Source organism: Pleurocapsa sp. PCC 7319, assembly GCF_000332195.1.
Classification (GTDB): Bacteria; Cyanobacteriota; Cyanobacteriia; order Cyanobacteriales; family Xenococcaceae; genus Waterburya.
Genome location: NZ_KB235922.1, coordinates 1,006,947 through 1,031,567, shown reverse-complemented (window position 1 = coordinate 1,031,567; position 24,621 = coordinate 1,006,947). Strand labels below are relative to the sequence as shown.

The window sequence follows — 24,621 nt, the reverse complement described above, 5'->3', positions numbered from 1 at the left end:
CAATCGCCTGAATTGACAAATTAAACTTGACATTCAAGAGAACCTAGCTCCGCATTCCGCGCCTTTTCCCAGATACAGTCAATCATTTTGATGGCTTTACCGAGAAGTATTAAGTAGGGATGGGGAGCGAAATTTCTCTGTCAATTTACTTGAGTCTAAACCGGAAACAGGTGAAGCAGTGGTCATAATTTTGGTTCGACTTTGAGATTTCCAATATTGATACTTGAGCAGAGGAAAAGAAGCTACTTTTTGCGCCAACGCCCAGAAAAAAACATAACTAGCTAGCAACCTTTCAAAAGCCCCAAAACAGGATTCTCTCAATGTTTCAATTTGCTCTTTTTGCTCCGCCACAGCAAGATTTCTAAAGTAGATGGAGTCATTATTGCTGCCTAAAAGTAGGGCATTGTGAAAACCTTTACGGGCGATCGCCGGATTATGTCCCATCACCATAATTTCTGGTCCAACATTAATATTTCTCACTCCGTTAGCATGTTTTCCAGTCATTAGCACCGCATTTTCTGCTGCTTGCAGTTGTTGACTACGCCTACCATCGGGTACACCTAACCAGATTAAAGTACCTCGTACGATTCGATGTCCAAAAGTGTGCAGAAAATGATTCTGAGGATTACCTTCGTGTACGTCTATTGAGGCAATGCCATAGCTAAGGGAAAAGAGTTTACTGACATAGGATTGTAATAACTGGTTGACCCAAGACACATCACCAATTACCAGAGTTCTTTTACCCATTCGTGCGAGAAGTTGCCTACCTTGAAAATAACGTATTAATAAAGTCCACAGCCAGGGACCAAAAATATAAATGGCAATATCGGTAATAGTTACCATAGGTGCAGTTAATTCCCATAAACTCTGGGGTAAATTAGCCACAGCCAAAATTATTGCCCATAATGTCTTGACCAAAGGAATGGTGTCACCGACAGGAATTACTGCTCCTACCGTTATCAACACATATAAAGCGTGAATTGCCCAGGCTAGGGGAGTTTCAGTAACATGAAGTCCCCAATAGCGACCGCCTTGAATCAGTTTTTGCCTAATTGTAGATTTAATCGGTTCTCCTTGGGTATTAATGCCCATAATCTGGATGACATTTTTATGCAGAAAATCTTCCTTGATCATGGCTAAAACCATCAAACTTTCCTGGGTTAAGGTCATGCCAAAAGGCTCCGAACGCGGAAAATTCTTCCTCATCTGCTTGGCAAGATACAACAGGAGTTCTGTTAAAGTTTGATTGGCAGCAGCAACTGAAACAGTCCCAGATTCCGCTGTCCTCCGACCACTACCATTGACAAAAATCCGATGATTTTTATTCTTGGAGTTATCAAAAAAAGGGGAAGAAGCAATTGCCGTAAGTCCACCATTACCCTGAGTAGAATTCATAAAACTGCTCAACTCCCCGGTGAGAATAAATAGTTCGCCGATCATCCCTTGACGGCACAAATGGTCAAAGGTATTAATTACCTGTATGGTAGAAAAAGTTTGACCAGACTGAGTTATAGCTAGTACTAAAGAGTCTTTACCTACATAGAGTTGACTAAAGTCTTGACTTAGCTGCTGTAAAACTTCATTTGCAGACAAAGTGACCACATTCAAAAAGGGAAAAATAGTCTTTAAATCCTGAGCAAATCTTTCTCCTAGCCAGAGACTATTTTCTTCCCCAGTAATTAATAAATCGACAGTTGATAGTCGTCTTATCTGACTGATTAATCCGGCATGAAACATCATTCGTTGTCTTCCCTCGAAGCGTTGTACTTTTTCCGTGAGGAGATATGCCATATAATTGGCACTCTGACGATTGAGAGAAGCTGGATTTTGCCATGAAGTTTTAATGTCATTTAGGACGCGGGGAATTGAGCGGATATCGTTGGCAATAGGATCTGGAGAGCTAGAATCGGCGAACTGAATATGTGGTAAATGGGGATGATCTGCCATCGGTATCCATCTATCTTGTAATTCTGAGCCTATCAATTCCTTGTGTTTACTCATTGAGTAGACATTGATATCTACAGCACTGACTTTGGCAATTTCTCCTTCTTTTTGATTTAGATCTAGACGGAAAGACTGAGAAGTTCCTAATAAAACTCGATCTACGGCTACGGGTTCGGAAGCATAAACCATATAACCTTGCTGCCAATTAAAACCAATGGTTATGGGCTGCCCTTTAGCACTGAGAATTAATTGTGAATCTTCTAGGGTAGAAACTGTAACCAAACCGAAACTACCTTGAGCCTTGGACATGAATATTTGAGTGGCACGATATAAATCGTTTTGGACAAAAGCTTTGATTGCAACTTGAATAAAAGCTACTCTTTGTTGCCTGGACCATTGTGCCATTGATTTGACTTTAGCGGTCGCGTATAAAAGATTTTTCTCTAGATAACTTAAGTATTTGGGATAAGAGAGGAAATCAGTTTCGTCAAACCATAATCCTTCTTGAGAGAAAACATTCTCAAAGATTTTTGTCCAACTAGTTAGCTCTTCGATAGAAGGTGCCGTATTAGGTGCATCGGGAGAGGGTTCTTGTCCGCCAAAGGCTGACTCAATTGAAGTTGCGATCGCCTGTTGATAAGCCAGTCGTAGCGAAGGAAACCACATTCCTTTAGTCACTAACAAATCCATCATCCCGGCAATCTTGGGAGAATCTCCTTGAGTAGCGTTGGGGGTATGCAAAACTCGCTCTAACCATAAACCTAACCTAGCAATATCAATCTCTTGACCAAATATTTTCCAACTGTCAAAATCACCATTGTGAGTGATGCAGTGATGGACATTTTTAGTTTTACAGCTCCATTCTCTATCTGTAAACTGCCACACTGCTTCATCTCTTGCCCCCATCCATTCATGCCAATGGGTTTCTAGTTCAGAAGGGGGAGAACCACTGGTACCATAGCGATAATGCCATATTCCCATTGTCGATGATTCTGAAGGTTTGATCCCAGAAGCAAGCGCTTTTTTTCGTATAGGTGCAAAGGCTGCTTCTAGAGATTTAGTTAAATTACCCCTTTTTTTATTAACGATCTTTTTACCGACAAAAACAGGCTGCTCGCCATCACTCGCCATCACTAGCCCACCTCCAGCTTGCTCGCCACGAATTTCGGTTTCCCGTCCCATTTTTTGAGCCATTTCTAGCATTCTGGCAGGTAATAGTCGATCGCCATCATCGGGTTGGCGTTGGACGATAAAGCCAAAGTTACCACAATAAAAGGAATCTGCTACTCCTGTTATAAATGCATCTATGTCTGAAAGAGAAGATATAGCAATTATGAGATTGGTAACGATTAAGGTTTGGCTGACAATATTACTGGGAGCAAAAACCAGAATAATCGTAACCAGTAACAGATTGCCTAATATTCCTCCCACAGCTTTGATTTGTATACCTTTTTTCGTAGAACCTACTCCTAGCCAAAGAACAGATTGAGACTCTAGCCAGGGAATAAATATTCCCTTAAAAGGAAATAAGGACTTGATCGCATCAGCTAGACTTCGATGTTCGAGAATGTTGGTTAAATTAAGAACTGATAATTGCTGATCAACTAAGGCGATCGCTATACTATGCCCTAGTCCATGAATTAAAATTCCACTATTCCAAATAAATCTAAGTATCAGGGTATAAAAGAGCCACAATAAACATGTAACAGATACTGACTGAGTTTCTATGGTGCTAGCAACGAGCGAAAAAGCGATCGCCTCTGGAATTATATTTGCGAATCTTGATAACCAAACAAACTTTTGCATTTGTTTCTCCCAATCTAAATATTTTTCTCGAAATGAATCTAAAAACTGAAAACTAAAAACTAAAAACTGCTAATCAATCGGTACAAATTCGTAACCAAAATTGTTATTACTGGACTGAATTTTTACTAGCTGAATATTACTTAAGCGATCGCCTGAAGGTAGAAAGCTAACTTGACTATTAGCACCAGCAGTAGAAAAGTCAGAATCAGAAAGTGTCTTTTGGATACTGATGCGAGTAGGATTGGGACTGCGATCAATAGCAGTAATCAAAGCTAGGGCTGCATCGTAAGCCATTGCTGTGCGCCAGTTAACTGCTCCTCCCCAAAGTTGGCGAGCATCTTGAACAAACTCAGTATCAGGATTACTTTTGATATGCCAGGGAATTGCCAACACCATATCTTCGGCAAATTCTCCTGCGATCTGCAAAGTTTTAGGAGTATATACATCATCACCACCCAGCAAGGTGAGCTGTTGACGATTAACTTGAACCACCTGTAAAGCCTTGTCGAGAGTGCCAGTATTAGCAGCCAGCATAATTACTTCTGCACCTTCAGCCACTGCTTGCTGAAAGCTGTTGGCAGCATTAAAATTGGCATCAGACAGATCGAAGGTATTAACCACTCTTCCTCCACCAAGAGCAACCGCAGCGTCAAACTCAGATTTGAGAGACTCACTATAGTTGCTTTGAGAATTGTAAAAGACCGCCACATTTTTCTGCTGAAGATTCTCCAACATATATTCTGCTAAACCTCTTCCTGCAAGATAATCACTCGGAACAGTCCGAAATAAATAAGGACTGAGATTAGATAGCTTGACTGAAGTACTAATCGGCGAAATTGCTACTAATTGATCAGCTTGATAAATTTTGGTGGTAGCTAAAGTCACATCACTGGCATAATGACCAACTACCCCTAAAATTTCTCGATCTTGACTTAGGGTTTTAGCTATCTGTTGGGCTATCTCTGGATCATTATCGTCATTAATAATTTGGACTTTTAGAGGAATACCATCAATTCCACCGGCTTGATTTACTCGCTCTTGAGCTTGAGCCACACCCCGTAAAATTTCTTGGGCTGCATTGACATCACTACCAATCGGAATAGAGACAGCAATGCTATAAGATTTTTCTTGACCGATGCGAGAGTTATTGAGATAAATTAGAGCTTCAGGGTCATTAGCAACAGTTTCTAAAGATGCTAAAAGTGAAGACTCAGCGCGCTCATAATCACCTTGTACAAAACTTGCTACAGCCATTTGTTTCTCAGGCGTACTTGTTTGAGAAATTAAAATCTTTTCTCCCTGACTAAATCGCGTTTGTAGTTGGGAGTCTACCCGAACAGAATTATCTAAATTGGAAACCGCAGGAGCAACAAGATCTAAGTCTTGTAATTTTAAACACAACAATCCTCCTAAAAGTAAAACTGTAGCTAAAGAGCCAAAAAAAACCGGTTTGGAGATTGCAGCAGGCATAATATATATTTTGCTTGGTGGTTTTTGCTTGAATAAGTTAGAGACAGCTTTGTTTCTGACGGAGGGGACAGCAGTCTTAGTAAGTTCTATTCGTTTTTGAGTAGGAGTTTCAACTGAGATAGAGTCCAGGATTTGACTGACTTCGACAGCACTACCAAAGCGATCGCTAGGATTGGGAGAGAGCATAGTAGTTAAAATCCACTCCAACTTAGGACTAAGAGTCACTTCTTCTTGCCAATTCCACCGATAACCATTGAGATCAATTAATTGTTTTGGTTCTTTTCCTGTCAGCAGCACTACCGCAGTTGCTGCTAAAGCATATAAATCACTATGAGCAAAGACAATACCTCGTTCAATTTGCTCTGGTGGAGCATATCCCGTCTTGCCTATAGCCGTGCCGACTAGGGACTGTAATTCTAATTGAGTCTTGTTTTCCACTTCTTTAATACAGCCAAAGTCAATCAAGACTGTTAGTTCATCTGCGCTACGTAAAATTAAATTATCAGGAGAAATATCGCGGTGAATCACTCCCATCGAGTGGATATATTCTAGAATAGGTAGAACTTGTCTCAATAATTGACTGATTTTAGCTTCACTAAATTTCTTTCCTTCATTAAGACGATTGTTTAACAGGTCATGATAAGTTTGACCCTCAACATAATCCTGTACGAGGAATAATCTCTCCTCCTTATTCTCGTGCTTATAACGAAATAATTGACGAAATTGAGGGATTTGATCATGTTGCAACCGATAGAGAACACCAGCTTCTCTAGCAAACAACTCTTGCGCTTTTTCTAGGGCAAACGTTCCTTTAAGTTGCGGTGCAAACTCTTTTAGCATGCAGCGTTCTTTAAAACGATTAATATCTTCTGCCAAGTAAGTACGGCTAAAGCCTCCACGACCCAACTGATGTAAAATTCGATAGCGGGATTGTAAAATATCCCCCGAATTGAGCAGCGTTGATCTAGCTCTCGGTTGCTCCGTATCTCTCATTTTCTTTTACCTGTTAATGATTATTTTGAAGGTGAGATAGTGCATGATGGTGCTCAATTGCTGGTTAGCTCTTTCAAAACTGTCTTAATCTTAGGGATTTAACCACATACAAACATCTGAAAAACGTCTCGAATTTACATTCTACGAAAGTGATAAAGACTCTCTAACTTTCGCTGACTTATTGAGTATTTTCCCCTATGACTAAAGTTGTCTTTCTCTATCTGTAATCACACTGACTGTCCATTAGGTAAAAACTTACCCGTCTCATCAGTTTTAACTTTATTCCTCCGACTCAACCCAGCAAGATTGAGTTGTTCATGAAAGAAAACTTTTTTGCCAGTATTAAGGAGAGCCTGGGCAGTATTGTAGGCATGATCTTTTCTAGCTCTCGCTATTTGCTGATGTAGCTTGGCTTCGCGCTTCGCCAGCTTACGACGAGATTTACTACCTCGTTTTTTTGTAGATTTACGCGCCTGAATCTTGGCTAGTTTGCCTTGAGATTTCCGAAATGACTTAAGACTAGGTAATTTAACGCCTTCGCTCGTAGCCAAATAGTCATTTTCATGAAGAACAGCGTCCATGCCCAATGAGTTATCCCAAGTAGGAGTAATATCGGGCTGGAAATCAGGAACAGAATCGTCTTGTAATCTTAGGTTGATGTACCAACCATCGACTTTCTTGATTACCTGAGCTTGCTTTAATGTTGCACCATCAACCAGTTGTCTATGATGTCGCACCTTGACCATACCTATTTTTGGCAAATTAATATGCAGCCATTTACCACCAACAGAGCAAGAATGAAGCTTTACCCCGCTCATAACCATCGATCTGAAACGTACGCTTGTTTTGAATCTTGGTTTGCCCGAACGCTTACCGTTTTTGTCTCCCGATACGAAACGACTGAAAGCTAGTTTCACCCGTTTGCACACCTCTTGCAGAGTCTGTGAGGGAACAGAATTGAAGTCCAACAATTCACCACTCCAGCCAACAGAAACCAAATCTTTTTTGATTATTGGTAGCTGCTTTTTTTGCCCATAATATTCAGGTTTTTCTTTTAACTGTGGCAAATGACAGATTAATGGGCATCGGTCAGTGTAGCTACGATTCTTCGACCACCAATCAAACCTTTCTCTCAGTTGGCGGTTGTACCAGTACCGACAGATACGAAGCCAGTCATTAAGGACAAGCTTTTGTTCTGTAGTTGGTCTTAGTCGGTACTGGTAGTTGTATAGCAAAATTAGAGTTGTTTATTTTGATACACTGATATTAACATATTTATCTCCACCTATTCATGAAGAAAGATTTTGTATCAAGAGGGCGTTCTGTATCTGATTTAAAAGCTCATTTAGTTTTAACAACCAAATACAGACGTAAAGTTTTGACTGCGCCAATGATAGATAGGCTTCATGAAATCTGGGAATCTTTGTTGGATAAATTTGACGGCAAAATCGTTGAGTTCAACGCAGAGAGTGACCACGCACACTTGCTTTTTCAATACCACCCAGAAATACAATTAAGCAAACTGGTTAATAGCCTTAAAAGTATTTCTAGTCGTAAGCTGAGGCAAGAATTTTTACCAGAACTAGAGAAAACATACTATAAAAAGAAAGTGGTTTGGAATAGTAGCTACTTTCTCGCGTCATGTGGTGGAGTTACTATTTCAACACTGAGAAAATATATAGAAAATCAAGATTCTCCTATAGCTAGTCTATTACTGGCGATTCATCCCACACTCATTGCTGTCGTAATAGAGATGTGGGGCTTCTCGCCAACTAGCTAAATATTCATTAATTACTTTGACTGCATTATCAACACCATTTTCTGAGCGAATTTCTTGACCCAAATAGTTGGCGCGATCGCGTAGAGTCTCCTGGGCGATCGCCAGATCAATTGCTGCTGATAAATTTTCTACAGTTAGTTTTTTTCGTTCTATTGGTTCTGTACCCACACCTAAATCTGCTACTCTGTGTCCCCAAAAAGGTTGGTCAGAAAAAAATGGCACAATAATTGTCGGTACACCAGCTTTTAAGCCCGACGCAGTAGTTCCCGCACCACCGTGATGCACCAACGCAGTACATCTGGGAAACAACCAGTCATGAGGCACAGAATCTATTTTGAAGATACTGTCAGGCAAATCTATATTACTAATTCCTCCCCACCCAGTTGAAATAACGCCTCTTTGGTTCGTTTTTTCTAGCGCAGCTATAGCGATTTTTGTTGTAGCTTCTGGATCGCGATTACTCATGCTGCCGAAGCCAATATAGACTGGAGGAGAACCTGCACCAAGAAAATTGATTAAATCGTCTGGTGGTGTCCAATCTGTTGCAGAGTTTAAAAACCAATAACCCGTAACATAATCATCTTTACGCCCATTTTGGGGTTTTGGTAAAACATAATTACTATAAGCATAGAGAAAAGGAACTTTTTGCTTTCTCATACTCAAGAAAGGCGATCGCCACAACGATCGCGATGGCATACTTAAATTAGACTCTAGCCATTGATTAACGGGTTTTTTGTATATCTGCCAAAAAATTATTAAAGATAGAGGATAACTAAGATAATTAAATAAGCCTCCTTGAGATTTACCCGAACCCATCGATACGGGGTATTTCGTTGTTGAAGAAAGCGGCGTAAAACTAGCTAAAAAATAGGGAATGTCTAGCTTGTACGCTAAATCATAAGTCCAAAACAATATACTATGAGCAATAATGGCATCTGTAGATTGACAAACTTGCCATATATCCGACATTAAACTGTCGACAAAGGGACTCATAGAATCGCTCAACAAACGGATAAACTTAATCGGATTACTGCCAGATTCCAGCATTTTTTGACCTTCTTCTGATTCAATAAATCCTTGAGGATCTCCTACTATCTCCGCAAAGTCAAAACCATAACTCCTAATCCAAGATTCAAAGATAGCATGAGTCACTATGGTAACTGTATGACCTATCTGCTTTAGACCTAAACCCAATGCTATGAAAGGTTGAACGTCACCACGAGTGCCGACAGTTAAGATAGTGATTTTCATCTCAATCTTTAGAATAATGGGCTGATTCTCGACTTTAACATTCTAATTGTTTGTAATGGATGGATGCTGAAAATCGCCAGCTACTTAGTTAATCTTTTCGGCAATCCGAAAGCTACCCGTGGGCGTAATCGCAATCTTGTCTTCCTAGCTGTTGACAGTATCTCGCTTCAAATTCCAAAATGAGGGTACATCTTTTGCAACTTGACTTTTTCTAATGATTTCAAAACCATTTTTTTGATAAAACTTTACTGCTTGCTCGGTAAACGTTACCAAATAACATGGTAATTTCTCATCACTAGCTTGATCGAGAATTGGTTTAAGTAAAGCGCTACCAACACCTTGTCCTTGATAGCTAGGATTGACAAACATTAAAGCTAAATACCAGTGAGACTGAGTTCCCATATCTCGCTGATGATTATCTTCAGTAATTTCTAAAAAAGATAGCCAGCGTCCAAGTTTGTTCCAACCACAGTAAAAAGGCAACAAGTATAAACGTAGCTGCATAATTAGCTGTAACCCTTGTATTCCTGTAAAAGAAGATTTTTCTGGTGGTAGCCAAGCTGCAATACCTTTAAGATCGGGTGTGGTGTAAATATGACCGTACTCATAGCAATACTCTAAGCCTTTTTCAGCCAGCCAAGTTAAAGCCTTCAAGCGTGATTGTCGATCTTCGGGTGTGAGATAGCCAAATACGGGATCATCTGCAAATGCCTGTGCTGAAATTGTACTAGCTTGTTCAATTTGCGATCGCTCTAAGCGAACTACTTGATTGTTGTTCATTTTGTAAATAGCTACTGCTAAAGTTTTACCTCCTCAGTATCTAAAATGTTTCCATTAATAGTATTTAAACTTCTTGCTGTATTTTTACAAGTTTTTGCTGCCTGTCAAAAATTGCTTTGGGGTTGCTCCTACTCGACGCTTAAAATGATAGTTAAGATGACTCTGGCTAGAAAATCCTATTGTTTGCGCAACTTTTGCGATCGCCATATCCTGCAATAATAATTCTTTAGCCCGATCTATACGACATTGAAGCTGAAATTGATGAGGTGCTTTCCCAGTAGTTTGTTTAAACAAGTGGGCAAAATGATATTCGCTTAACTGTACTACTGCTGCTAGTTGTTTCAAGCTTAAATTTTGATCTAGATTGCCGTAGATATAATCGGTTACCTGTTCTAGCTGTGGCTGAGATAATTTACTTTTACTAGATTTAAGATCGCGACTGCAATTAGAATATTGAGACAATAAATGTACGCTTAAAGCATTTGCCATGGAATCGGCATATATATTGTTGTCAACTTGATTTTCTAAAGCATTATTGAGTGCTATGGCAATCTGTAGAATCAAAGGATCGAAGCAAGTTTCAATCTGAGGTATTAGTTCTACACTATTACTCTGATACAGTTCGTAGCCTAGCTTAGTGATTAAATCTGCTGACAAATAAATCAGTAAAAAGTCTGCTTCTGAGTTCCAAGCAAACGACTGGCTGATGTGTGCCGGATAAATACCTAAGTCTTCCCGAAAAGAATTAGATGTAATCGTTTGACCGGCAATTTTTTGCTTTAACCTGACGGTTTTACCTGTATTAAGATAAATTCCATGAAAGTCTAAACTATGTTCGGGTATTTCGGCAGCGGGTTGACGATAGTGGGTAATTTGAATATTTTTCCAGCCTAATTCAGAACTAGATTTGATCGGTAAACGAGGCAGTTGAGAAAGTAGGTTTTTCTGGTGGGAAATAGAACTATTTTCAAACTGCTGATTGTTTTTAACATCTTTGGGTATTTGATTCACGATCAAAATATATTTTTGTGCCATAGCGCGATCGCGTTCGGCTAAGATAGCCTTGTATTTAGCCAGACTGGGAGGAAAGGCAAGATTAGTTTTTTTGCTGAAAGGACTACTAGATTTATTATAGGTAGTTTGAGTTCGGGCTGAAAAAGAAGATTGCCGATCGCTGGGCAGCAAAGTACTCGCCAATTTTCGCTCCAAGCTGTGCTTGCAGCTCGGATTCATTTTCTATTTGATTGATGGTTGCAAATAAAAACTGTAGGGAAATTGTCATAGTGTCAAAAAGAGTACCCGATCGAGGACTATGCCAAATCGGTTGCCATCTCTAGTATAAGGATAGATTCAATTGCGATCGTTTGTAGAAAAATAAATTAGAGAGATAAATTTATGACTGATTCACAAAAGTGCATCATTGGTTTAGTTTTTTACCCAGGCATGACTGCCCTAGATGTTATAGGACCACAGCAAGTTTTTATTGGACTACCTGGTGTCGAGCTTCATCGCCTTTGGAAGACGCTAGAACCGATTAAAACCGATGACGGCATGATGGTTGTACCCGACACTACCTTTGAAGATTGTCCCCAACTAGATGTTGTTTGTATTGGCGGTGGCGTAGGACAAGGAGCGGTAGAAGACGATCCAGAGGTGCTGGCATTTTTGAGCAAACAGGGCAGTACAGCTAAATTTGTTACTTCTGTCTGTGGTGGTTCGATATTTTTGGCAAAGGCTGGACTTCTTGAAGGCTATCGAGCAGCGACTCACTGGGCAGCACGGGAAAATCTGGCTCAATTAGGGGTTGAGGTTGGCACAGAGCGGGTAGTTGTTGATCGCAATCGGATTACAGGTGGTGGCGTTACCGCAGGTATTGATTTTGCTTTAACCATCGCCAGCATTATTTACGGCGAGGAAATCGCTAAGATTACTCAATTGATACTAGAGTACAACCCTGCTCCTCCATTCGATGTTGGTTCGCCTGAAAAAGCGGGGACTGAGTTGGTTGATAAGGCAATGTTTTTTGTGCAAGAAATGTCGAATTTAAAAGTAACACAATAAACAAGCTAATATGACTACTAATTCCGAAATTGATTCCAACCCCACTCCTGCAAGTTGGATTCAGATTAGCTTTTATGCTGTGACGATCGTCTTTAATCTCTGCCTCATTGCTCAGTTATTAACGGTTGGAATCGCCTATTTTAATGACTCTAGCTGGTGGAATATTCATGTTTGGCTAGTGCGAAGCTATGGTGGATTGTCATTTATCTTGTGGGTATGGTCGGCAGTAGCTTCCTTTCCCAGCAAAATCAGACATCTTGCTGCTGCTTTACCGATACTACTAGGACTACAGTTTGCTACTATTCATCTGACAACGCCACTTCACTTAGAGATATTTCATCCTCTAATTGGATTCTCGCTTTTCTATACTTCTTCGAGTCTTGTCCATAGAACATCGCGCCTTTTATTTAACGTGAGTTCGGGATAAGAAAAGGCGCAGGTAGTAAGCTGAAAATAACGACAAATTCAGCAAACCTGCCCTATGTTCAGTTTAGAAAAATTGGTAGTCCTAAACAGATAAGCATATAAGATTAAGAAGCAGATTATTTGGTTTCCATGTCAGCAAATATATTACCTGGGGGAAAACTAGCGAGTCTCCTCCAAGTTAGGATCTTGAAAATCGCCCGCTATTTCATCTATCTTTTCCGCGATCGCCAGAAGATTCATATCTTGCCATCTCTTACCAACTATTTGGACTCCGATGGGCAATCCTGATTTACTTTGACTAATCGGAATTACTATTACGGGACTACCTGTAAAATTTAAAGGCATAGTATAACCGCCACAAGCTAAAAGATAGGGAAACTTGACTCCATCAACTTTAATTGGCTGACCAAAATTGCAATGAGCAAATGCTGGAGTAAGAGATACAGGACAGATCCAGGCATCCCATTGAGCCATAAAATTATCCATTTGTGCCATAGCGTGATCGCGTTCAGCTAAGATAGCTTTGTATTTAGCCAGACTCGGAGGAAAGGCAAGATTAGTTTTTTTGCTGAAAGGACTATTATATTTATAAGTAGTTTGAGTCCGGGCTAAGAATTCATTTTTAATGGCAAACTGAAATCCCTGAATTAGATCTCTAAAAGAAAAGGTTGAAGCAAACAGCTCAAAAAATGACAAAATGCCATAGTAAGTTAAAGTTTCTGACCAGTCTAAATCGGTAGGTTGAGATTCAGTTAAATGGCAACCAGCATTCGTTAAACGCTTAACCAAATCTTCGATACAAGAGCGTGTATCCTGGCTTATGGGCAAGAAATCATAGCCATATGTCCAAGCAATTTTCAATTCAGATATTTTCTTATCTGTCGCTCGATCTAAAGATAGGGGTGGAATTTCGGGTTGTCTGCTATCTGCACCAGCAATTAAAGAAAAACATAGTTGTAAATCTGGCACTGAACGAGCTAAAGGACCAATTCTCAACATTTGACGAACGTATCTAGTTTGATTTGGTAAGGGGGGAATATGCCCGGCAGCAGAAACTCGACTATCCGTAGGCATAAAGCCATAGACACCACAAAAATGGGCTGGAAGACGAATCGACCCTCCAATATCACTACCAAGATCTAAAGCTGAGAATCCCGCAGCAACAGCACTTGCCGAGCCACCACTACTTCCGCCAACTGTGCAATTTAAATTCCAAGGATTGTTTGTTTGTCCAAAGACAGGATTTTTACTTTGATAGTCAGCTCCAAATTGCGGAGTATTAGTTTTACCCAAAATAATTGCCCCTGCTGCTTTTAATCTGGCTACTGTAGTCGCATCTTGCTGAGGTATATAATTTTTTAAAGGCGGATAGCCCGCAGTAGTAACCAAACCTCTCGTTTCCAAAAGGTCTTTAACTGTTACAGGAACACCATGCAGTACTCCCCAATTTTCTCCTTTAGCTAAAGCTTCATCAGCTTCAATTGCTCTTTCTATGGCTTTTTCTTTATTTAAGGTAACAACGGCATTTATCTTACCGTTATGCTTTTCAATCTGTTCTAGATAAGCATTTAAAACTTCAACAGCCGAAACTTCTCGATCGCGAATCATCTGCGCTAGTTGGCTGGCTGTAGCAAAGACTATATTCATATTGATTGGTTGTTTAATAACTTTGTTTATATGAATTTGTTTATAAAGATGGATGTTGAAAATCACCAGCTATTTCATCTATCTTTTCAGCGATCGCCAATAATTCCATTTCTCTCCATCTTTTCCCGATAATTTGCATACCAATAGGTAATCCAGCTTCGCTTTGCCCAATGGGAATTACTACTACAGGATGTCCTGTAAGATTAAATAACATTGTGTATCCGCCATTAGCTAAAAAATAAGGAACTTTGCGTCCTTCTATTTCAATTACTGCACCTTTAGAGCGATGAGTAAACGCAGTTGTCATAGCAACGGGACACAACCAAACATCCCAAGGTTCTAATGCTTCATCCATCTGAGCAATAAAGCGATCGCGTTTGGTCAAGAGTTCAAAGTATCCCTTAAGAGTTGGGTTCAAAAGCGCAGGTAAAAATTGGCTTAAGTTACTTAAATCCCTTAGTTCTTTATCCCCTTGAGTTGCTTCTCGAAACATAACGGGCAAATTCTTTTTACTAGCATCAAAATCTACTGGTTGTGAATAGACGAAATTTAATGCGGTTAGTCGATCGCAAACTTTAAATGCTGCTGGTAAATCAAATGGTGGAGATGCCCATTGTTCCATTTCTGCACACTCTGGTTTAAGTCGATCGACAGCTATATTAATTGCCGTTTTAATCTCTAAAGCAGGGGTCATTTTATCCCAACTATCTGACCAAACTATTCTTATATCTTGTAAATCTTTTTCGTCAACTGTATCTAAGGGAACAGGTGGAACATCTGGTTGTCGTGGATCTAGACCTACAGTTAAAGATAAACACAATCGTAAATCTTCAATTGAACGGGCAAATGAGCCAACTGTCATTAACTGACGAATACATTTAGGCATTCCTGGTGCTTCGGGAATATGTCCTGCTGTGGATATACGCCGATCTGTTGGTTTGAGGGCATACACGCCACAAAAATGGGCTGGTTGACGAGTTGAACCAGAAGCATCATTACCCAGTTCTAAAGCCGAAAACCCCGCAGCGATCGCTGCTGCACTGCCACCAGAACTACCTCCAGGAGTATAATCTAAGTTCCAAGGATTATTAACCCGTCCAAACAGATCATTAGTACTTTGAAAATCGCTTGCCATTTCAGCAAGATTGGTTTTACCTAAGATAATTGCTCCTGCTAGCCGTAAGCGAGCCACAACTGTTGCATCTTGGGATGGAATATAATTTTTTAATGGCTTGTAACCTCCGGTAGTAAGCAATCCTGCTGTTTCAAAAGTATCTTTGAGGGTAATTGGTATACCGTGTAAAACTCCCCAGTTTTCCCCCTTAGCTATTGCTTCATCAGCTTCAATTGCTCTTTTTTTGGCTTTTTCTTGATTTAGAGTCGCGATCGCATTTATTTTGCCGTTATGTTTGTCTATCTGTTCTAGATAAGCCTCTAAAACTTCTACCGCAGAAACTTCTTTATTCCGAATCATCTGCGCCAGTTGACTTGCTGTAGCAAACACAATATCCATAGCTGACAACCTAATAGAATATATGCAATTAAGTTAATTATATTCACTATTAGTTAATACTATTAACTAAATTTTTAAAAATGAATCTAATAGGGACACCAATCTCAGAACTTGAGATAGATACAGCTTTAGTCTTCAATTTATTAAAGGAGCAACATCCAGATTTATCGCATCTGCCAATTCAACTGTTTGACAATGGTTGGGACAATGCCATGTTCCGATTGGGCGATCGCCTTTGTGTAAGACTTCCCCGTCGAAAAGTGGCAGCTACACTGATCAATAATGAGCAAACATGGCTACCAATAATCGCTAACAGGTTAACAATACCTGTTCCCAATCCTTATAGGTTTGGTAAACCTACTTCAAACTATCCTTGGCGATGGAGTATATTACCTTGGCTAACTGGGCTAACTGCCGATCGCGAGAAACCTAATCTAAATCAGGCACAACTGTTCGCCTCATTCTTGCGATCGCTACATCTAACCGCACCATCCAATGCACCTTCTAACTCAGTTCGGGGCGTACCATTGAAAGAGCGAGCAATAGTTATAGAAAAACGAATGCGAAGATTAGAGACACAAACTAATCTAATTAGCAAAACAATCAAAAATATTTGGCATGAAGCTTTAAATATACCGATAGATGTTCAACCAAAATGGCTTCATGGAGATCTTCACCCTGGCAACATTTTAGTTAAGAACGGTGAAATTGTGGGGATCATTGATTGGGGAGATATTACTTCTGGGGATATTGCCACAGATCTTGCCTCTATCTGGATGCTGTTCAACAATCAAAATGCTCGTCAAAAAGCAATCGCCCAATACTCAATGTCTGAGCAAACCTTAAAGCGGGCTAAGGGATGGGCAATATATTTTGCCGTAACCTTATTGGAAGTAGGATTGATTGATAATCCAAGACAGGCAATTGTGGGAGAACAAACATTACGTTGTGTTGCCGAAGATGAAACAGCTAATCCAGAGATTAATATTTAACGTTCAATAAATGTTCAATAAATAATGGGTCGTCCAACCAAAGAAAATTCCTTAACCAGACAAGACGTAATCGAAGCTGCGATCGCCTGTATTGAAAAAGAGGGTGCATCGGCTCTTGGCGTTAATCGTGTTGCCAGAGAATTGGGTATAAAACCTCCTGCGATTTATAAACATCTTCAAGGAAATACAGAATTAAAAAAAGCAGTAGCATTAGCGATTTATAAGCTTCTTTTTATCGAACTAAAATCTAAAACTGCGGATCTTAAAAAACCTCGCAATTTTTTGAAGGCAGGTGGCATGATTAGTCGAGATTTTGCGCGATCGCATCCTGGGCTATTTCAAGTAATGATGCAGTTTAAATTACAGCCAGAAGATCCTGAATCAGCTTCAGTAATTCAAGAATTTCAGAGTTTAGTTCAAGTTTTCCTCAATTCTCAGGGCTTAAGCAACAATAAATTAATAGACATCATGCGGATGATCAATTCGGCAATTTTTGGTTTTATTACCTTAGAACAATCTGGATTATTAACTTTACCTCGATCTACAGATGATAGTTTTGAAGTAATGCTCGATGCCCTACTTGAGGCAATAGAATATATAAAAGTCAATTAGACAGTGTACAGCCTCTTTATGAATTCAACTATTAATCAAATTTATCCTGTTATTTGGCAAGATGATCATGTTTATCTAATTGACCAAACTCGTCTTCCAGAAGAATATAATCAAGTTATTATCAGTCGTAGTACTGATATGGCACAAGCGATCAAGACAATGATTGTACGAGGTGCGCCAGCGATTGGAGTTGCAGCTGCCTATGGAATGTACTTAGGGGCAACAGAAATTCAAACAAGCGATCGCAGTCAATTCATTGAACATTTAGAAAAAGTGGCTGATTTATTGCGTCAAACTCGTCCTACTGCCGTAAACTTATTTTGGGCGATCGCCAGAATGTTGAGGACGGCATACGAAGAAACAGGAACTATCGAAGAAATTAAAATTACCCTGCTCAAAAAGGCTCAGTCAATCCAAGCAGAAGACTTAGCGACTTGTCAGGCAATCGGCGATCATGGTTTAGCTATCTTACCTCGCACCCCAGAAAAACTTAGAATTCTAACTCACTGTAATGCTGGTTCTCTAGCAACTGCGGGTTATGGCACTGCTTTAGGCGTAATTCGCTCTGCCTGGAGAGAACAACGTTTAGCGAGAGTATATGCTGATGAAACTCGCCCTCGTTTACAAGGAGCCAGATTAACTGCGTGGGAATGTGTTCAGGAAAATATCCCAGTCACAATAATCACTGACAGTATGGCAGCTCATTGTATGCAGCAGAAGATGATTGACGTCGTTGTAGTCGGGGCGGATAGGATTGCGGGAAATGGTGATACGGCGAATAAGATTGGCACTTATTCCTTGGCGATCGCTGCTCAAGCTCATCAGATTCCTTTTTATGTTGCCGCCCCCTTCTCTACAATTGACTTTAACTTAGCTGATGGTAGCCAAATTCCCATCGAAGAGCGTAATGGTAGAGAAATATCTCATTTTAATCATAATTCTATTTGCGCGGAGGGAGCGGAATTCTATAATCCCGCTTTTGATGTTACCCCTGCCAATTTAATCACGGGACTTATCACTGAAAAAGGAACTATTGAACCAGATTCTCTAATCAAATATAAGATTGGGCAATATTGAGCCTTGCTAAATCTTGTTGACCAAATGATTCACCTCCGAAAAATATAGCAATACAAACTTATTACTTGTTACTCATTACTTATTACTTACCGAATAATCAAATAAACTTGTTTTAATCTAACTATGTACGGCTATATTAGCTTTCTTTAAGCTGAATTTGTGTAGGCATTTCACGTAAAATAAGGGTATAAATATCTGTTGGCATATCAATATTAGCTGCTTCTAGAGCTTCTTTTACTGCTTGAGCCACTTTAGAAGTAGTAGCCAAAAAGCCCGCTCTACGGGAGTCTACCCAAAAGCGAATTTCTAAATTTACTGTGCTAGCAGCAAGTTCGTTCACTAAAACATCTGGTGTGGGCTCGCTTTCAACTTCTTCGATATTTTCTAGTATCCGCATAATTACAGCGATCGCCTGACTAAGATCTTCTCCATAATCAATACCTACCATTACGGAACTTCTCCTTTGTGGAGAAGCAGTATTATTAATTACGCTGGCTTGAAATACTTCTTGATTGGGAATATAAACTACTCGCCCATCATAGGTTTTCATGGTTGTCGCTCTAAGTTGAATTTGCGTAATTGTGCCTTCATATTCTCCGATCACAACTTGATCGTTAATCCGGAACGGGCGAGCGGCTAGTAAAATAACTCCAGAAATATAGTTACTCAACACATCTTTGAGACTAAAACCAATTGCCACACTAGTTAGACCCAATGCCCCCAATAACGCGCCAAAATCCAGTCCCATGACTCCCAAGGCAATTACCAAACCGATGATCCAAACACCACCATAACTAAGTCTACCGATTAAAAGCTCAGTATTGGAATCCCCTTCTGTTTGTTTGGCCCAGGTATATGCACCATAGCGCACAACTTTCGCTACTCCCCAAGTAATTCCAATCACAATAATCGCACCTACCAAAGAAGGTAGATTACCCACGATATCGCGCAATAATTCCCTTGTAGTTGTATAAAGACGTTGAGTAACATCGATCGCTAGCGGTGGTTTTTCAAATGCCGTATCTAGCTGTTTTGCCCACCTCTCAGCTAATTTTTGCGTACTCAAACCGAAATCTTCCGCGTCTTGATGGGTAACGGTCATTAGGATGCGATTTCTCACTCTTAAAGTGGCAATTTTACGGGGATTATCGGGTGTAATTTCTACTTGCTCTGGGTTTTCATTTTGTGACAATAAACTGGCTATACGGCGATTGATAATCTCTGCTCTCGCGCTAGCATCAATTTGGGGTAAACTACCAATTTGAAATATGGGGCGGTTTCTCACTAAGACATCTGCAAAATATAGTCCATCATCGGGAATAACGACTGCTGAAGGGTCGCTAGACAAAGGAATGCTCTCTTCATCTTGTGTTAAGGCAATAGGTGCAATATTTAATGAGAAAGTAATCGCCACTAAAATTGTCAAACCAAAGCGAGATCTCCGAAAAATTCTGATTTTGCCAGCTTGTCTAGAAAATAGAGAAAATAAGTATGACATTATATAAACGCTCCAACACCTTGCGAGTGAGAATTCTAGCATCCTTGCGGGAATCCTACTTCTTGTAATCTTTAATTGATGATAATTAAGTTATGGTGTTTGATAAGGAAAAAGGAGAATGGGAAAAGGGAAACAGGGAATTGACTACTTGCGTAAACCTTTTTATCCTTAACCTGAAAGAAACCCTTTAACTTTTACCCAGCTCTTACTAGATAATTTTCGACTTCATCAAACTGACGTTGGTAAAAGCACAACAAAAACACAAAATTATAAGGCTGAATCCATGTATGATTACATTGTTATTGGTGCTGGTTCTGCTGGGAGTATAGTAGCCTCAAAACTTGCTGCTTCAGACTCAGCTATGAGTATTCTCCTGATAGAGGCTGGGGGATTACCTTATTCAGAGCAAATGTATTTTCCAAGCGATTGGTTTGAAGTCTTACAAAAGTATCCAGAAATTGGTTGGGAGGGATATCAGTCGATACCTCAACCAAATTTAAATAATCGCATTATCAAGCTACACCAAGCAAAAGTTTTAGGTGGATGTGCGCTGCACAATGCCACAGCTTATGTGAGGGGTAGCCGCTCTGACTTTAATGAATGGGGGAAGTTAGCATCCGGCTGGTCATGGAGTGATGTTTTACCATACTTCGAAAATGTAGAACGAACCATGAAAGTTTTGATCGGTGAAGCAGATAATTTCATCAACGACTTGTTTGCTGCGGCTAAGGAGTACGGCTTGCCTGAAAACCCCAACTACAATTATAGTGAGAGTCAATATGGATACGCTTTATTTCAATTTAACAATATTAAGAATTCATCCGACCTTCTTCGAGAAACCACGTTTAATACTTATCTATCAAATCCACCTGATAACATAACTGTATTAAGTCAGGCTTTTGTAACCAGAATCTTATTTGATCAAGATGCTAAAGCAATTGGTATTGAATATTTCCAAGACCAAAATAAACATTGTACCTATGTGCAAAATGAAATTATTTTAAGCGCAGGTGCAATTTCAAGTCCAAAAATCTTGATGCTTTCGGGTATAGGTGACGAGAACGAATTGGCAAAATTTAGTATTCCTATCGTTGCGAATATTTCAGAGGTAGGCCAGAACTTACACGACGATCTTTTTGTCAGTGCCGGATTCTCTATTCCCCAAACCAAAGATGTACCAATTTACCCTTATAGCTTAGCTCCAGCTGTTATTTTCGGTTCTACAGAAAATAGTAGTTCAATAATCGATATAGAATCCTCAGTTGGAGTTGGTACGCTGAAGGGTTTTCTGGGTCCAGAACGTTCTTTTTGGTTATGGCCAAATATTATGCACTTGAAAAGTAAGGGGAAAGTTACCCTACGCTCAAGTGTTCCTATTGATCCTCCTCTGATTGACCCAGGGTATCTGACAGTATCAGAGGATCTTCAGAAGTGTAAAATAGCACTTCAGTTAGGCATTGATATTGGTAATAAGCTAAATCAATGGAGGGAGAGGCAAATTGCTCCCCAACCCAACGAAGATTTGGAAAGCTACATCAAAGAAACAGCCGATACCACCTACCACTATTGCGGGACTTGTAGAATGGGGAATGACGAGAATTCTGTAGTGGATACAGAACTTAGGGTGCGCAACACTTCAGGATTGCGCGTAATTGACGCTTCTGTATTTCCACTTCCAATAACTGCAAATACCGCAGCCGCAACCATGATGATTGCTGATAAGGGGACTGACAAGATATTAGTCTGATTTTAGGCTCGATTGATGGCAAATTTTGTCATATTTTGGTGGTACTGAAGAACTATGGGAATCGGTTTTATCAGCAATTAACTCTATATTTCCGCGATCGTTAATCATCCATCCCTGAGCCTCAACAATCTCTTCTCCATCTTCCTTGCGAGAGTTGGACGCTCACGTTAAATAAGATTATTTCAATTCTACAAACGCATTCAGTTCTTCTCTGTAAAATCTATACAAGAATATAAAAGCTAATTTTGATAGTTATTGCATCTTAAGTTCAATATCTAGACCTTGCAGGGAAGTTGGCTAAGTTGCTTAGAAAGCCAAAGTTCAAATAGTTCGTTCATTAGTCGTTGGCGCATCGCTCGATCCAACTGAGCGGGAATCGCTTTTTCCAGTCGCACAATCATCTGCCATTCTCCATGGGAAACAGGACGAATTTGACCTACTTGGCTCGTAGCCAGAATTTCAGCCAAAGCTGGAGGTAAATTTCGTGATGTACCTACACTGACCCTTCGGGTACAGATGTAGGCTTCTCCAAATCCCGAAGGACAGAGAGAACTTGCTTCAAGGTACTATTAGTAGTAGATGCGACTATTACTGGATTCCCTTTACGCCGTTTTAAAGTTGGAAACACATCCAGTCCAACCCTCTTGGTATTTATTCCAGCCGAGATGTCTCGGTCTACCAAAAGTTGATATTCTTCATCCCAATATTCTCTGATGCTGCAATCGGTAAAAACAAATTCATCTTTGTACGGCAGCAATTGAGATGTGTATTGTGGATTAACAGGTATTACCAAAGCACCAGCTTTCTCGGCTTTGAACTTCAGTATGTTGAAAAACTGACCAAAGGCAGCATCAGCCCAAGACTTATTTAGTCCTGATTTAGCTGACTGTCCATTAGGTAAAAACTTACCCGTCTCATCAGTTTTAACTTTATTCCTCCGACTCAACCCAGCAAGATTGAGTTGTTCATGAAAGAAAACTTTTTTGCCAGTATTAAGGAGAGCCTGGGCAGTATTGTAGGCATGATCTTTTCTAGCTCTCGCTATTTGCTGATGTAGCTTGGCTTCGCGCTTCGCCAGCTTACGACGAGATTTACTACCTCGTTTTTTTGTAGATTTACGCGCCTGAATCTTGGCTAGTTTGCCTTGAGATTTCCGAAATGACTTAAGACTAGGTAATTTAACGCCTTCGCTCGTAGCCAAATAGTCATTTTCATGAAGAACAGCGTCCATGCCCAATGAGTTATCCCAAGTAGGAGTAATATCGGGCTGGAAATCAGGAACAGAATCGTCTTGTAATCTTAGGTTGATGTACCAACCATCGACTTTCTTGATTACCTGAGCTTGCTTTAATGTTGCACCATCAACCAGTTGTCTATGATGTCGCACCTTGACCATACCTATTTTTGGCAAATTAATATGCAGCCATTTACCACCAACAGAGCAAGAATGAAGCTTTACCCCGCTCATAACCATCGATCTGAAACGTACGCTTGTTTTGAATCTTGGTTTGCCCGAACGCTTACCGTTTTTGTCTCCCGATACGAAACGACTGAAAGCTAGTTTCACCCGTTTGCACACCTCTTGCAGAGTCTGTGAGGGAACAGAATTGAAGTCCAACAATTCACCACTCCAGCCAACAGAAACCAAATCTTTTTTGATTATTGGTAGCTGCTTTTTTTGCCCATAATATTCAGGTTTTTCTTTTAACTGTGGCAAATGACAGATTAATGGGCATCGGTCAGTGTAGCTACGATTCTTCGACCACCAATCAAACCTTTCTCTCAGTTGGCGGTTGTACCAGTACCGACAGATACGAAGCCAGTCATTAAGGACAAGCTTTTGTTCTGTAGTTGGTCTTAGTCGGTACTGGTAGTTGTATAGCAAAATTAGAGTTGTTTATTTTGATACACTGATATTAACATATTTATCTCCACCTATTCATGAAGAAAGATTTTGTATCAAGAGGGCGTTCTGTATCTGATTTAAAAGCTCATTTAGTTTTAACAACCAAATACAGACGTAAAGTTTTGACTGCGCCAATGATAGATAGGCTTCATGAAATCTGGGAATCTTTGTTGGATAAATTTGACGGCAAAATCGTTGAGTTCAACGCAGAGAGTGACCACGCACACTTGCTTTTTCAATACCACCCAGAAATACAATTAAGCAAACTGGTTAATAGCCTTAAAAGTATTTCTAGTCGTAAGCTGAGGCAAGAATTTTTACCAGAACTAGAGAAAACATACTATAAAAAGAAAGTGGTTTGGAATAGTAGCTACTTTCTCGCGTCATGTGGTGGAGTTACTATTTCAACACTGAGAAAATATATAGAAAATCAAGATTCTCCTATAGCTAGTCTATTACTGGCGATTCATCCCACACTCATTGCTGTCGTAATAGAGATGTGGGGCTTCTCGCCAACTAGCTAACTCAGTGGGACTGACTAAACCACCAGTTGAAGATTCTGGCCCCTGAGAATATTCTTGAGCTAATTCAGCAAAAGACTGTTCACCTTCTTGAAGTCGAAAATAGAGTTCTTGAGCCAGATCTAAGTCATTGGTTTGGATAAGAGAAAAGACAACTCTATCTAACTGCTTTTTACGATTAACAAAGTAAGATCCTATTTTGGCTCCCCAGGTTGCTTGCTTAAATTTTTCAATTTTTAATTTACGAGTAGTTAACGCTTCTATTTGCTCTGGCGAGAGGCAATGCTTTTTAAGCCAAGCTTTACGGTCTAAATCCAAAGCCAATCCATTTTGCAGATATAACTGCTCTACAACCTGAGCTTTTTCAGAGGTTGTACAGTTTATTGATTCAATAGCTTGGTCGATCAAGACTTCACGGGATAATTTAGCTAACATTTGATAGTCTGTTAACAAAGAAATAATTGCGTCAGCCGTAATCGTTTGGTTGCCAACTTGTAAACATGTAGTCATATATAAAAACTCCTGGGTAAGGGTTGCCACCTTATCTGATGATTTTGCTCATTCTGAGGAAACCCTTACCGTTTTGATGGGTGCATT

19 protein-coding genes and 1 pseudogene are annotated in these 24,621 nt (G+C 39.9%); 8 read left to right on the top strand and 12 right to left on the bottom strand.

Annotated elements, in window-relative coordinates; genetic code table 11:
* Positions 1-96: 96 nt before the first annotated feature.
* The 3 genes and pseudogenes from PLEUR7319_RS34665 to PLEUR7319_RS34660 all read right to left on the bottom strand — a co-directional run.
* Positions 97-3,750, bottom strand: a complete 3,654-nt coding sequence (locus tag PLEUR7319_RS34665; protein WP_019504840.1) for a hypothetical protein — start codon at positions 3,748-3,750, stop codon at positions 97-99.
* 69 nt (positions 3,751-3,819) lie between these two features.
* A complete protein-coding gene (locus tag PLEUR7319_RS39975) occupies positions 3,820-6,213 on the bottom strand; it encodes a bifunctional serine/threonine-protein kinase/ABC transporter substrate-binding protein (protein ID WP_019504839.1) in 2,394 nt (797 codons plus the stop codon).
* A gap of 233 nt (positions 6,214-6,446) precedes the next feature.
* Positions 6,447-7,448: pseudogene (locus PLEUR7319_RS34660) on the bottom strand (RNA-guided endonuclease InsQ/TnpB family protein); the annotation flags it as partial.
* A gap of 56 nt (positions 7,449-7,504) precedes the next feature.
* Here PLEUR7319_RS34660 and tnpA (PLEUR7319_RS39245) point away from each other — a divergent pair.
* Positions 7,505-7,993, top strand: a complete 489-nt coding sequence (gene tnpA / locus PLEUR7319_RS39245) for an IS200/IS605 family transposase (RefSeq protein ID WP_019504823.1) — start codon at positions 7,505-7,507, stop codon at positions 7,991-7,993.
* On the opposite strand, the gene PLEUR7319_RS34655 is transcribed toward tnpA (PLEUR7319_RS39245), so the two are convergent.
* The 3 genes from PLEUR7319_RS34655 to PLEUR7319_RS0108705 form a co-directional block, all read right to left on the bottom strand.
* The gene (locus tag PLEUR7319_RS34655) at positions 7,925-9,244 is read right to left on the bottom strand and encodes a glycosyltransferase (protein ID WP_019504837.1); all 1,320 of its coding nucleotides are present in this window, start codon (positions 9,242-9,244) and stop codon (positions 7,925-7,927) included. The genes tnpA (PLEUR7319_RS39245) and PLEUR7319_RS34655 overlap by 69 nt on opposite strands.
* A gap of 144 nt (positions 9,245-9,388) precedes the next feature.
* On the bottom strand, positions 9,389-10,024 hold the full coding sequence (locus PLEUR7319_RS0108710; protein ID WP_019504836.1) for a GNAT family N-acetyltransferase: 636 nt from the start codon (positions 10,022-10,024) through the stop codon (positions 9,389-9,391).
* 84 nt (positions 10,025-10,108) lie between these two features.
* A complete protein-coding gene (locus PLEUR7319_RS0108705) occupies positions 10,109-11,257 on the bottom strand; it encodes a helix-turn-helix transcriptional regulator (protein ID WP_019504835.1) in 1,149 nt (382 codons plus the stop codon).
* Between the two features lie 162 nt (positions 11,258-11,419).
* Between PLEUR7319_RS0108705 and PLEUR7319_RS0108700 the strand changes: the two genes are divergently transcribed.
* Together PLEUR7319_RS0108700 and PLEUR7319_RS0108695 are read left to right on the top strand one after the other, a co-directional pair.
* Complete coding sequence (locus PLEUR7319_RS0108700; RefSeq protein WP_019504834.1) at positions 11,420-12,085, top strand: DJ-1/PfpI family protein; 666 nt, start codon at positions 11,420-11,422, stop codon at positions 12,083-12,085.
* Between the two features lie 10 nt (positions 12,086-12,095).
* A complete protein-coding gene (locus PLEUR7319_RS0108695) occupies positions 12,096-12,512 on the top strand; it encodes a DUF6220 domain-containing protein (RefSeq protein ID WP_019504833.1) in 417 nt (138 codons plus the stop codon).
* A 158-nt stretch (positions 12,513-12,670) separates the two neighbouring features.
* Here the strand turns inward: PLEUR7319_RS0108695 and PLEUR7319_RS0108690 are convergent, their stop codons facing one another.
* Both PLEUR7319_RS0108690 and PLEUR7319_RS0108685 read right to left on the bottom strand, forming a co-directional pair.
* Positions 12,671-14,158, bottom strand: coding sequence for an amidase (locus PLEUR7319_RS0108690; RefSeq protein ID WP_019504832.1), 1,488 nt, complete (start codon positions 14,156-14,158; stop codon positions 12,671-12,673).
* A gap of 40 nt (positions 14,159-14,198) precedes the next feature.
* On the bottom strand, positions 14,199-15,671 hold the full coding sequence (locus tag PLEUR7319_RS0108685; protein ID WP_019504831.1) for an amidase: 1,473 nt from the start codon (positions 15,669-15,671) through the stop codon (positions 14,199-14,201).
* An 80-nt stretch (positions 15,672-15,751) separates the two neighbouring features.
* On the opposite strand from PLEUR7319_RS0108685, the gene PLEUR7319_RS0108680 reads away from it, so the two are divergent.
* From PLEUR7319_RS0108680 to mtnA, 3 genes are read left to right on the top strand one after another with little or no spacing between them, the layout of a single operon-like run.
* Positions 15,752-16,663, top strand: coding sequence for an aminoglycoside phosphotransferase family protein (locus PLEUR7319_RS0108680; RefSeq protein WP_019504830.1), 912 nt, complete (start codon positions 15,752-15,754; stop codon positions 16,661-16,663).
* A gap of 24 nt (positions 16,664-16,687) precedes the next feature.
* The gene (locus PLEUR7319_RS0108675) at positions 16,688-17,275 is read left to right on the top strand and encodes a TetR/AcrR family transcriptional regulator (protein WP_019504829.1); all 588 of its coding nucleotides are present in this window, start codon (positions 16,688-16,690) and stop codon (positions 17,273-17,275) included.
* Positions 17,276-17,293: 18 nt separating this feature from the next.
* The gene (mtnA, locus tag PLEUR7319_RS0108670; protein WP_019504828.1) at positions 17,294-18,352 is read left to right on the top strand and encodes an S-methyl-5-thioribose-1-phosphate isomerase; all 1,059 of its coding nucleotides are present in this window, start codon (positions 17,294-17,296) and stop codon (positions 18,350-18,352) included.
* Between the two features lie 136 nt (positions 18,353-18,488).
* Here the strand turns inward: mtnA and PLEUR7319_RS0108665 are convergent, their stop codons facing one another.
* Entirely contained in the window at positions 18,489-19,850 is a 1,362-nt protein-coding gene (locus PLEUR7319_RS0108665) for a mechanosensitive ion channel family protein (RefSeq protein WP_019504827.1), read from the bottom strand.
* A 283-nt stretch (positions 19,851-20,133) separates the two neighbouring features.
* Between PLEUR7319_RS0108665 and PLEUR7319_RS0108660 the strand changes: the two genes are divergently transcribed.
* Positions 20,134-21,597, top strand: a complete 1,464-nt coding sequence (locus tag PLEUR7319_RS0108660; RefSeq protein ID WP_019504826.1) for a GMC family oxidoreductase — start codon at positions 20,134-20,136, stop codon at positions 21,595-21,597.
* A gap of 275 nt (positions 21,598-21,872) precedes the next feature.
* Here PLEUR7319_RS0108660 and PLEUR7319_RS0108655 read toward each other — a convergent pair whose 3' ends face one another.
* Together PLEUR7319_RS0108655 and PLEUR7319_RS0108650 are read right to left on the bottom strand one after the other, a co-directional pair.
* Positions 21,873-22,064: a hypothetical protein gene (locus PLEUR7319_RS0108655; RefSeq protein ID WP_019504825.1), complete on the bottom strand. Its 192-nt coding sequence runs from the start codon at positions 22,062-22,064 to the stop codon at positions 21,873-21,875.
* A 26-nt stretch (positions 22,065-22,090) separates the two neighbouring features.
* The gene (locus PLEUR7319_RS0108650; protein WP_026102398.1) at positions 22,091-23,482 is read right to left on the bottom strand and encodes an RNA-guided endonuclease TnpB family protein; all 1,392 of its coding nucleotides are present in this window, start codon (positions 23,480-23,482) and stop codon (positions 22,091-22,093) included.
* Between the two features lie 56 nt (positions 23,483-23,538).
* Between PLEUR7319_RS0108650 and tnpA (PLEUR7319_RS39240) the strand changes: the two genes are divergently transcribed.
* Entirely contained in the window at positions 23,539-24,027 is a 489-nt protein-coding gene (gene tnpA, locus PLEUR7319_RS39240; RefSeq protein WP_019504823.1) for an IS200/IS605 family transposase, read from the top strand.
* On the opposite strand, the gene PLEUR7319_RS34650 is transcribed toward tnpA (PLEUR7319_RS39240), so the two are convergent.
* Positions 23,959-24,534 carry a peptidylprolyl isomerase gene (locus tag PLEUR7319_RS34650; protein WP_051044414.1) on the bottom strand — a complete coding sequence of 192 codons (576 nt, stop codon included), beginning with the start codon at positions 24,532-24,534 and terminating at the stop codon, positions 23,959-23,961. The two genes, tnpA (PLEUR7319_RS39240) and PLEUR7319_RS34650, sit on opposite strands and share 69 nt — an antisense overlap.
* Between the last annotated feature and the right edge of the window lie 87 nt (positions 24,535-24,621).

Excerpts from the sequence above, each read along its gene's own strand:
- PLEUR7319_RS0108680 (WP_019504830.1), top strand. The coding sequence starts at position 15,752 with ATGAATCTAATAGGGACACCAATCTCAGAACTTGAGATAGATACAGCT.
- PLEUR7319_RS0108695 (WP_019504833.1), top strand. The coding sequence starts at position 12,096 with ATGACTACTAATTCCGAAATTGATTCCAACCCCACTCCTGCAAGTTGG.
- PLEUR7319_RS34650 (WP_051044414.1), bottom strand. The coding sequence starts at position 24,534 with ATGACTACATGTTTACAAGTTGGCAACCAAACGATTACGGCTGACGCA.
- PLEUR7319_RS0108675 (WP_019504829.1), top strand. The coding sequence starts at position 16,688 with ATGGGTCGTCCAACCAAAGAAAATTCCTTAACCAGACAAGACGTAATC.
- PLEUR7319_RS0108665 (WP_019504827.1), bottom strand. The coding sequence starts at position 19,850 with ATGTCATACTTATTTTCTCTATTTTCTAGACAAGCTGGCAAAATCAGA.
- PLEUR7319_RS39975 (WP_019504839.1), bottom strand. The coding sequence starts at position 6,213 with ATGAGAGATACGGAGCAACCGAGAGCTAGATCAACGCTGCTCAATTCG.
- PLEUR7319_RS0108690 (WP_019504832.1), bottom strand. The coding sequence starts at position 14,158 with ATGAATATAGTCTTTGCTACAGCCAGCCAACTAGCGCAGATGATTCGC.
- mtnA (WP_019504828.1), top strand. The coding sequence starts at position 17,294 with ATGAATTCAACTATTAATCAAATTTATCCTGTTATTTGGCAAGATGAT.
- tnpA (WP_019504823.1), top strand. The coding sequence starts at position 7,505 with ATGAAGAAAGATTTTGTATCAAGAGGGCGTTCTGTATCTGATTTAAAA.
- PLEUR7319_RS0108685 (WP_019504831.1), bottom strand. The coding sequence starts at position 15,671 with ATGGATATTGTGTTTGCTACAGCAAGTCAACTGGCGCAGATGATTCGG.
- PLEUR7319_RS0108705 (WP_019504835.1), bottom strand. The coding sequence starts at position 11,257 with ATGAATCCGAGCTGCAAGCACAGCTTGGAGCGAAAATTGGCGAGTACT.
- PLEUR7319_RS0108660 (WP_019504826.1), top strand. The coding sequence starts at position 20,134 with ATGTATGATTACATTGTTATTGGTGCTGGTTCTGCTGGGAGTATAGTA.
- tnpA (WP_019504823.1), top strand. The coding sequence starts at position 23,539 with ATGAAGAAAGATTTTGTATCAAGAGGGCGTTCTGTATCTGATTTAAAA.
- PLEUR7319_RS0108710 (WP_019504836.1), bottom strand. The coding sequence starts at position 10,024 with ATGAACAACAATCAAGTAGTTCGCTTAGAGCGATCGCAAATTGAACAA.
- PLEUR7319_RS0108700 (WP_019504834.1), top strand. The coding sequence starts at position 11,420 with ATGACTGATTCACAAAAGTGCATCATTGGTTTAGTTTTTTACCCAGGC.
- PLEUR7319_RS34655 (WP_019504837.1), bottom strand. The coding sequence starts at position 9,244 with ATGAAAATCACTATCTTAACTGTCGGCACTCGTGGTGACGTTCAACCT.
- PLEUR7319_RS34665 (WP_019504840.1), bottom strand. The coding sequence starts at position 3,750 with ATGCAAAAGTTTGTTTGGTTATCAAGATTCGCAAATATAATTCCAGAG.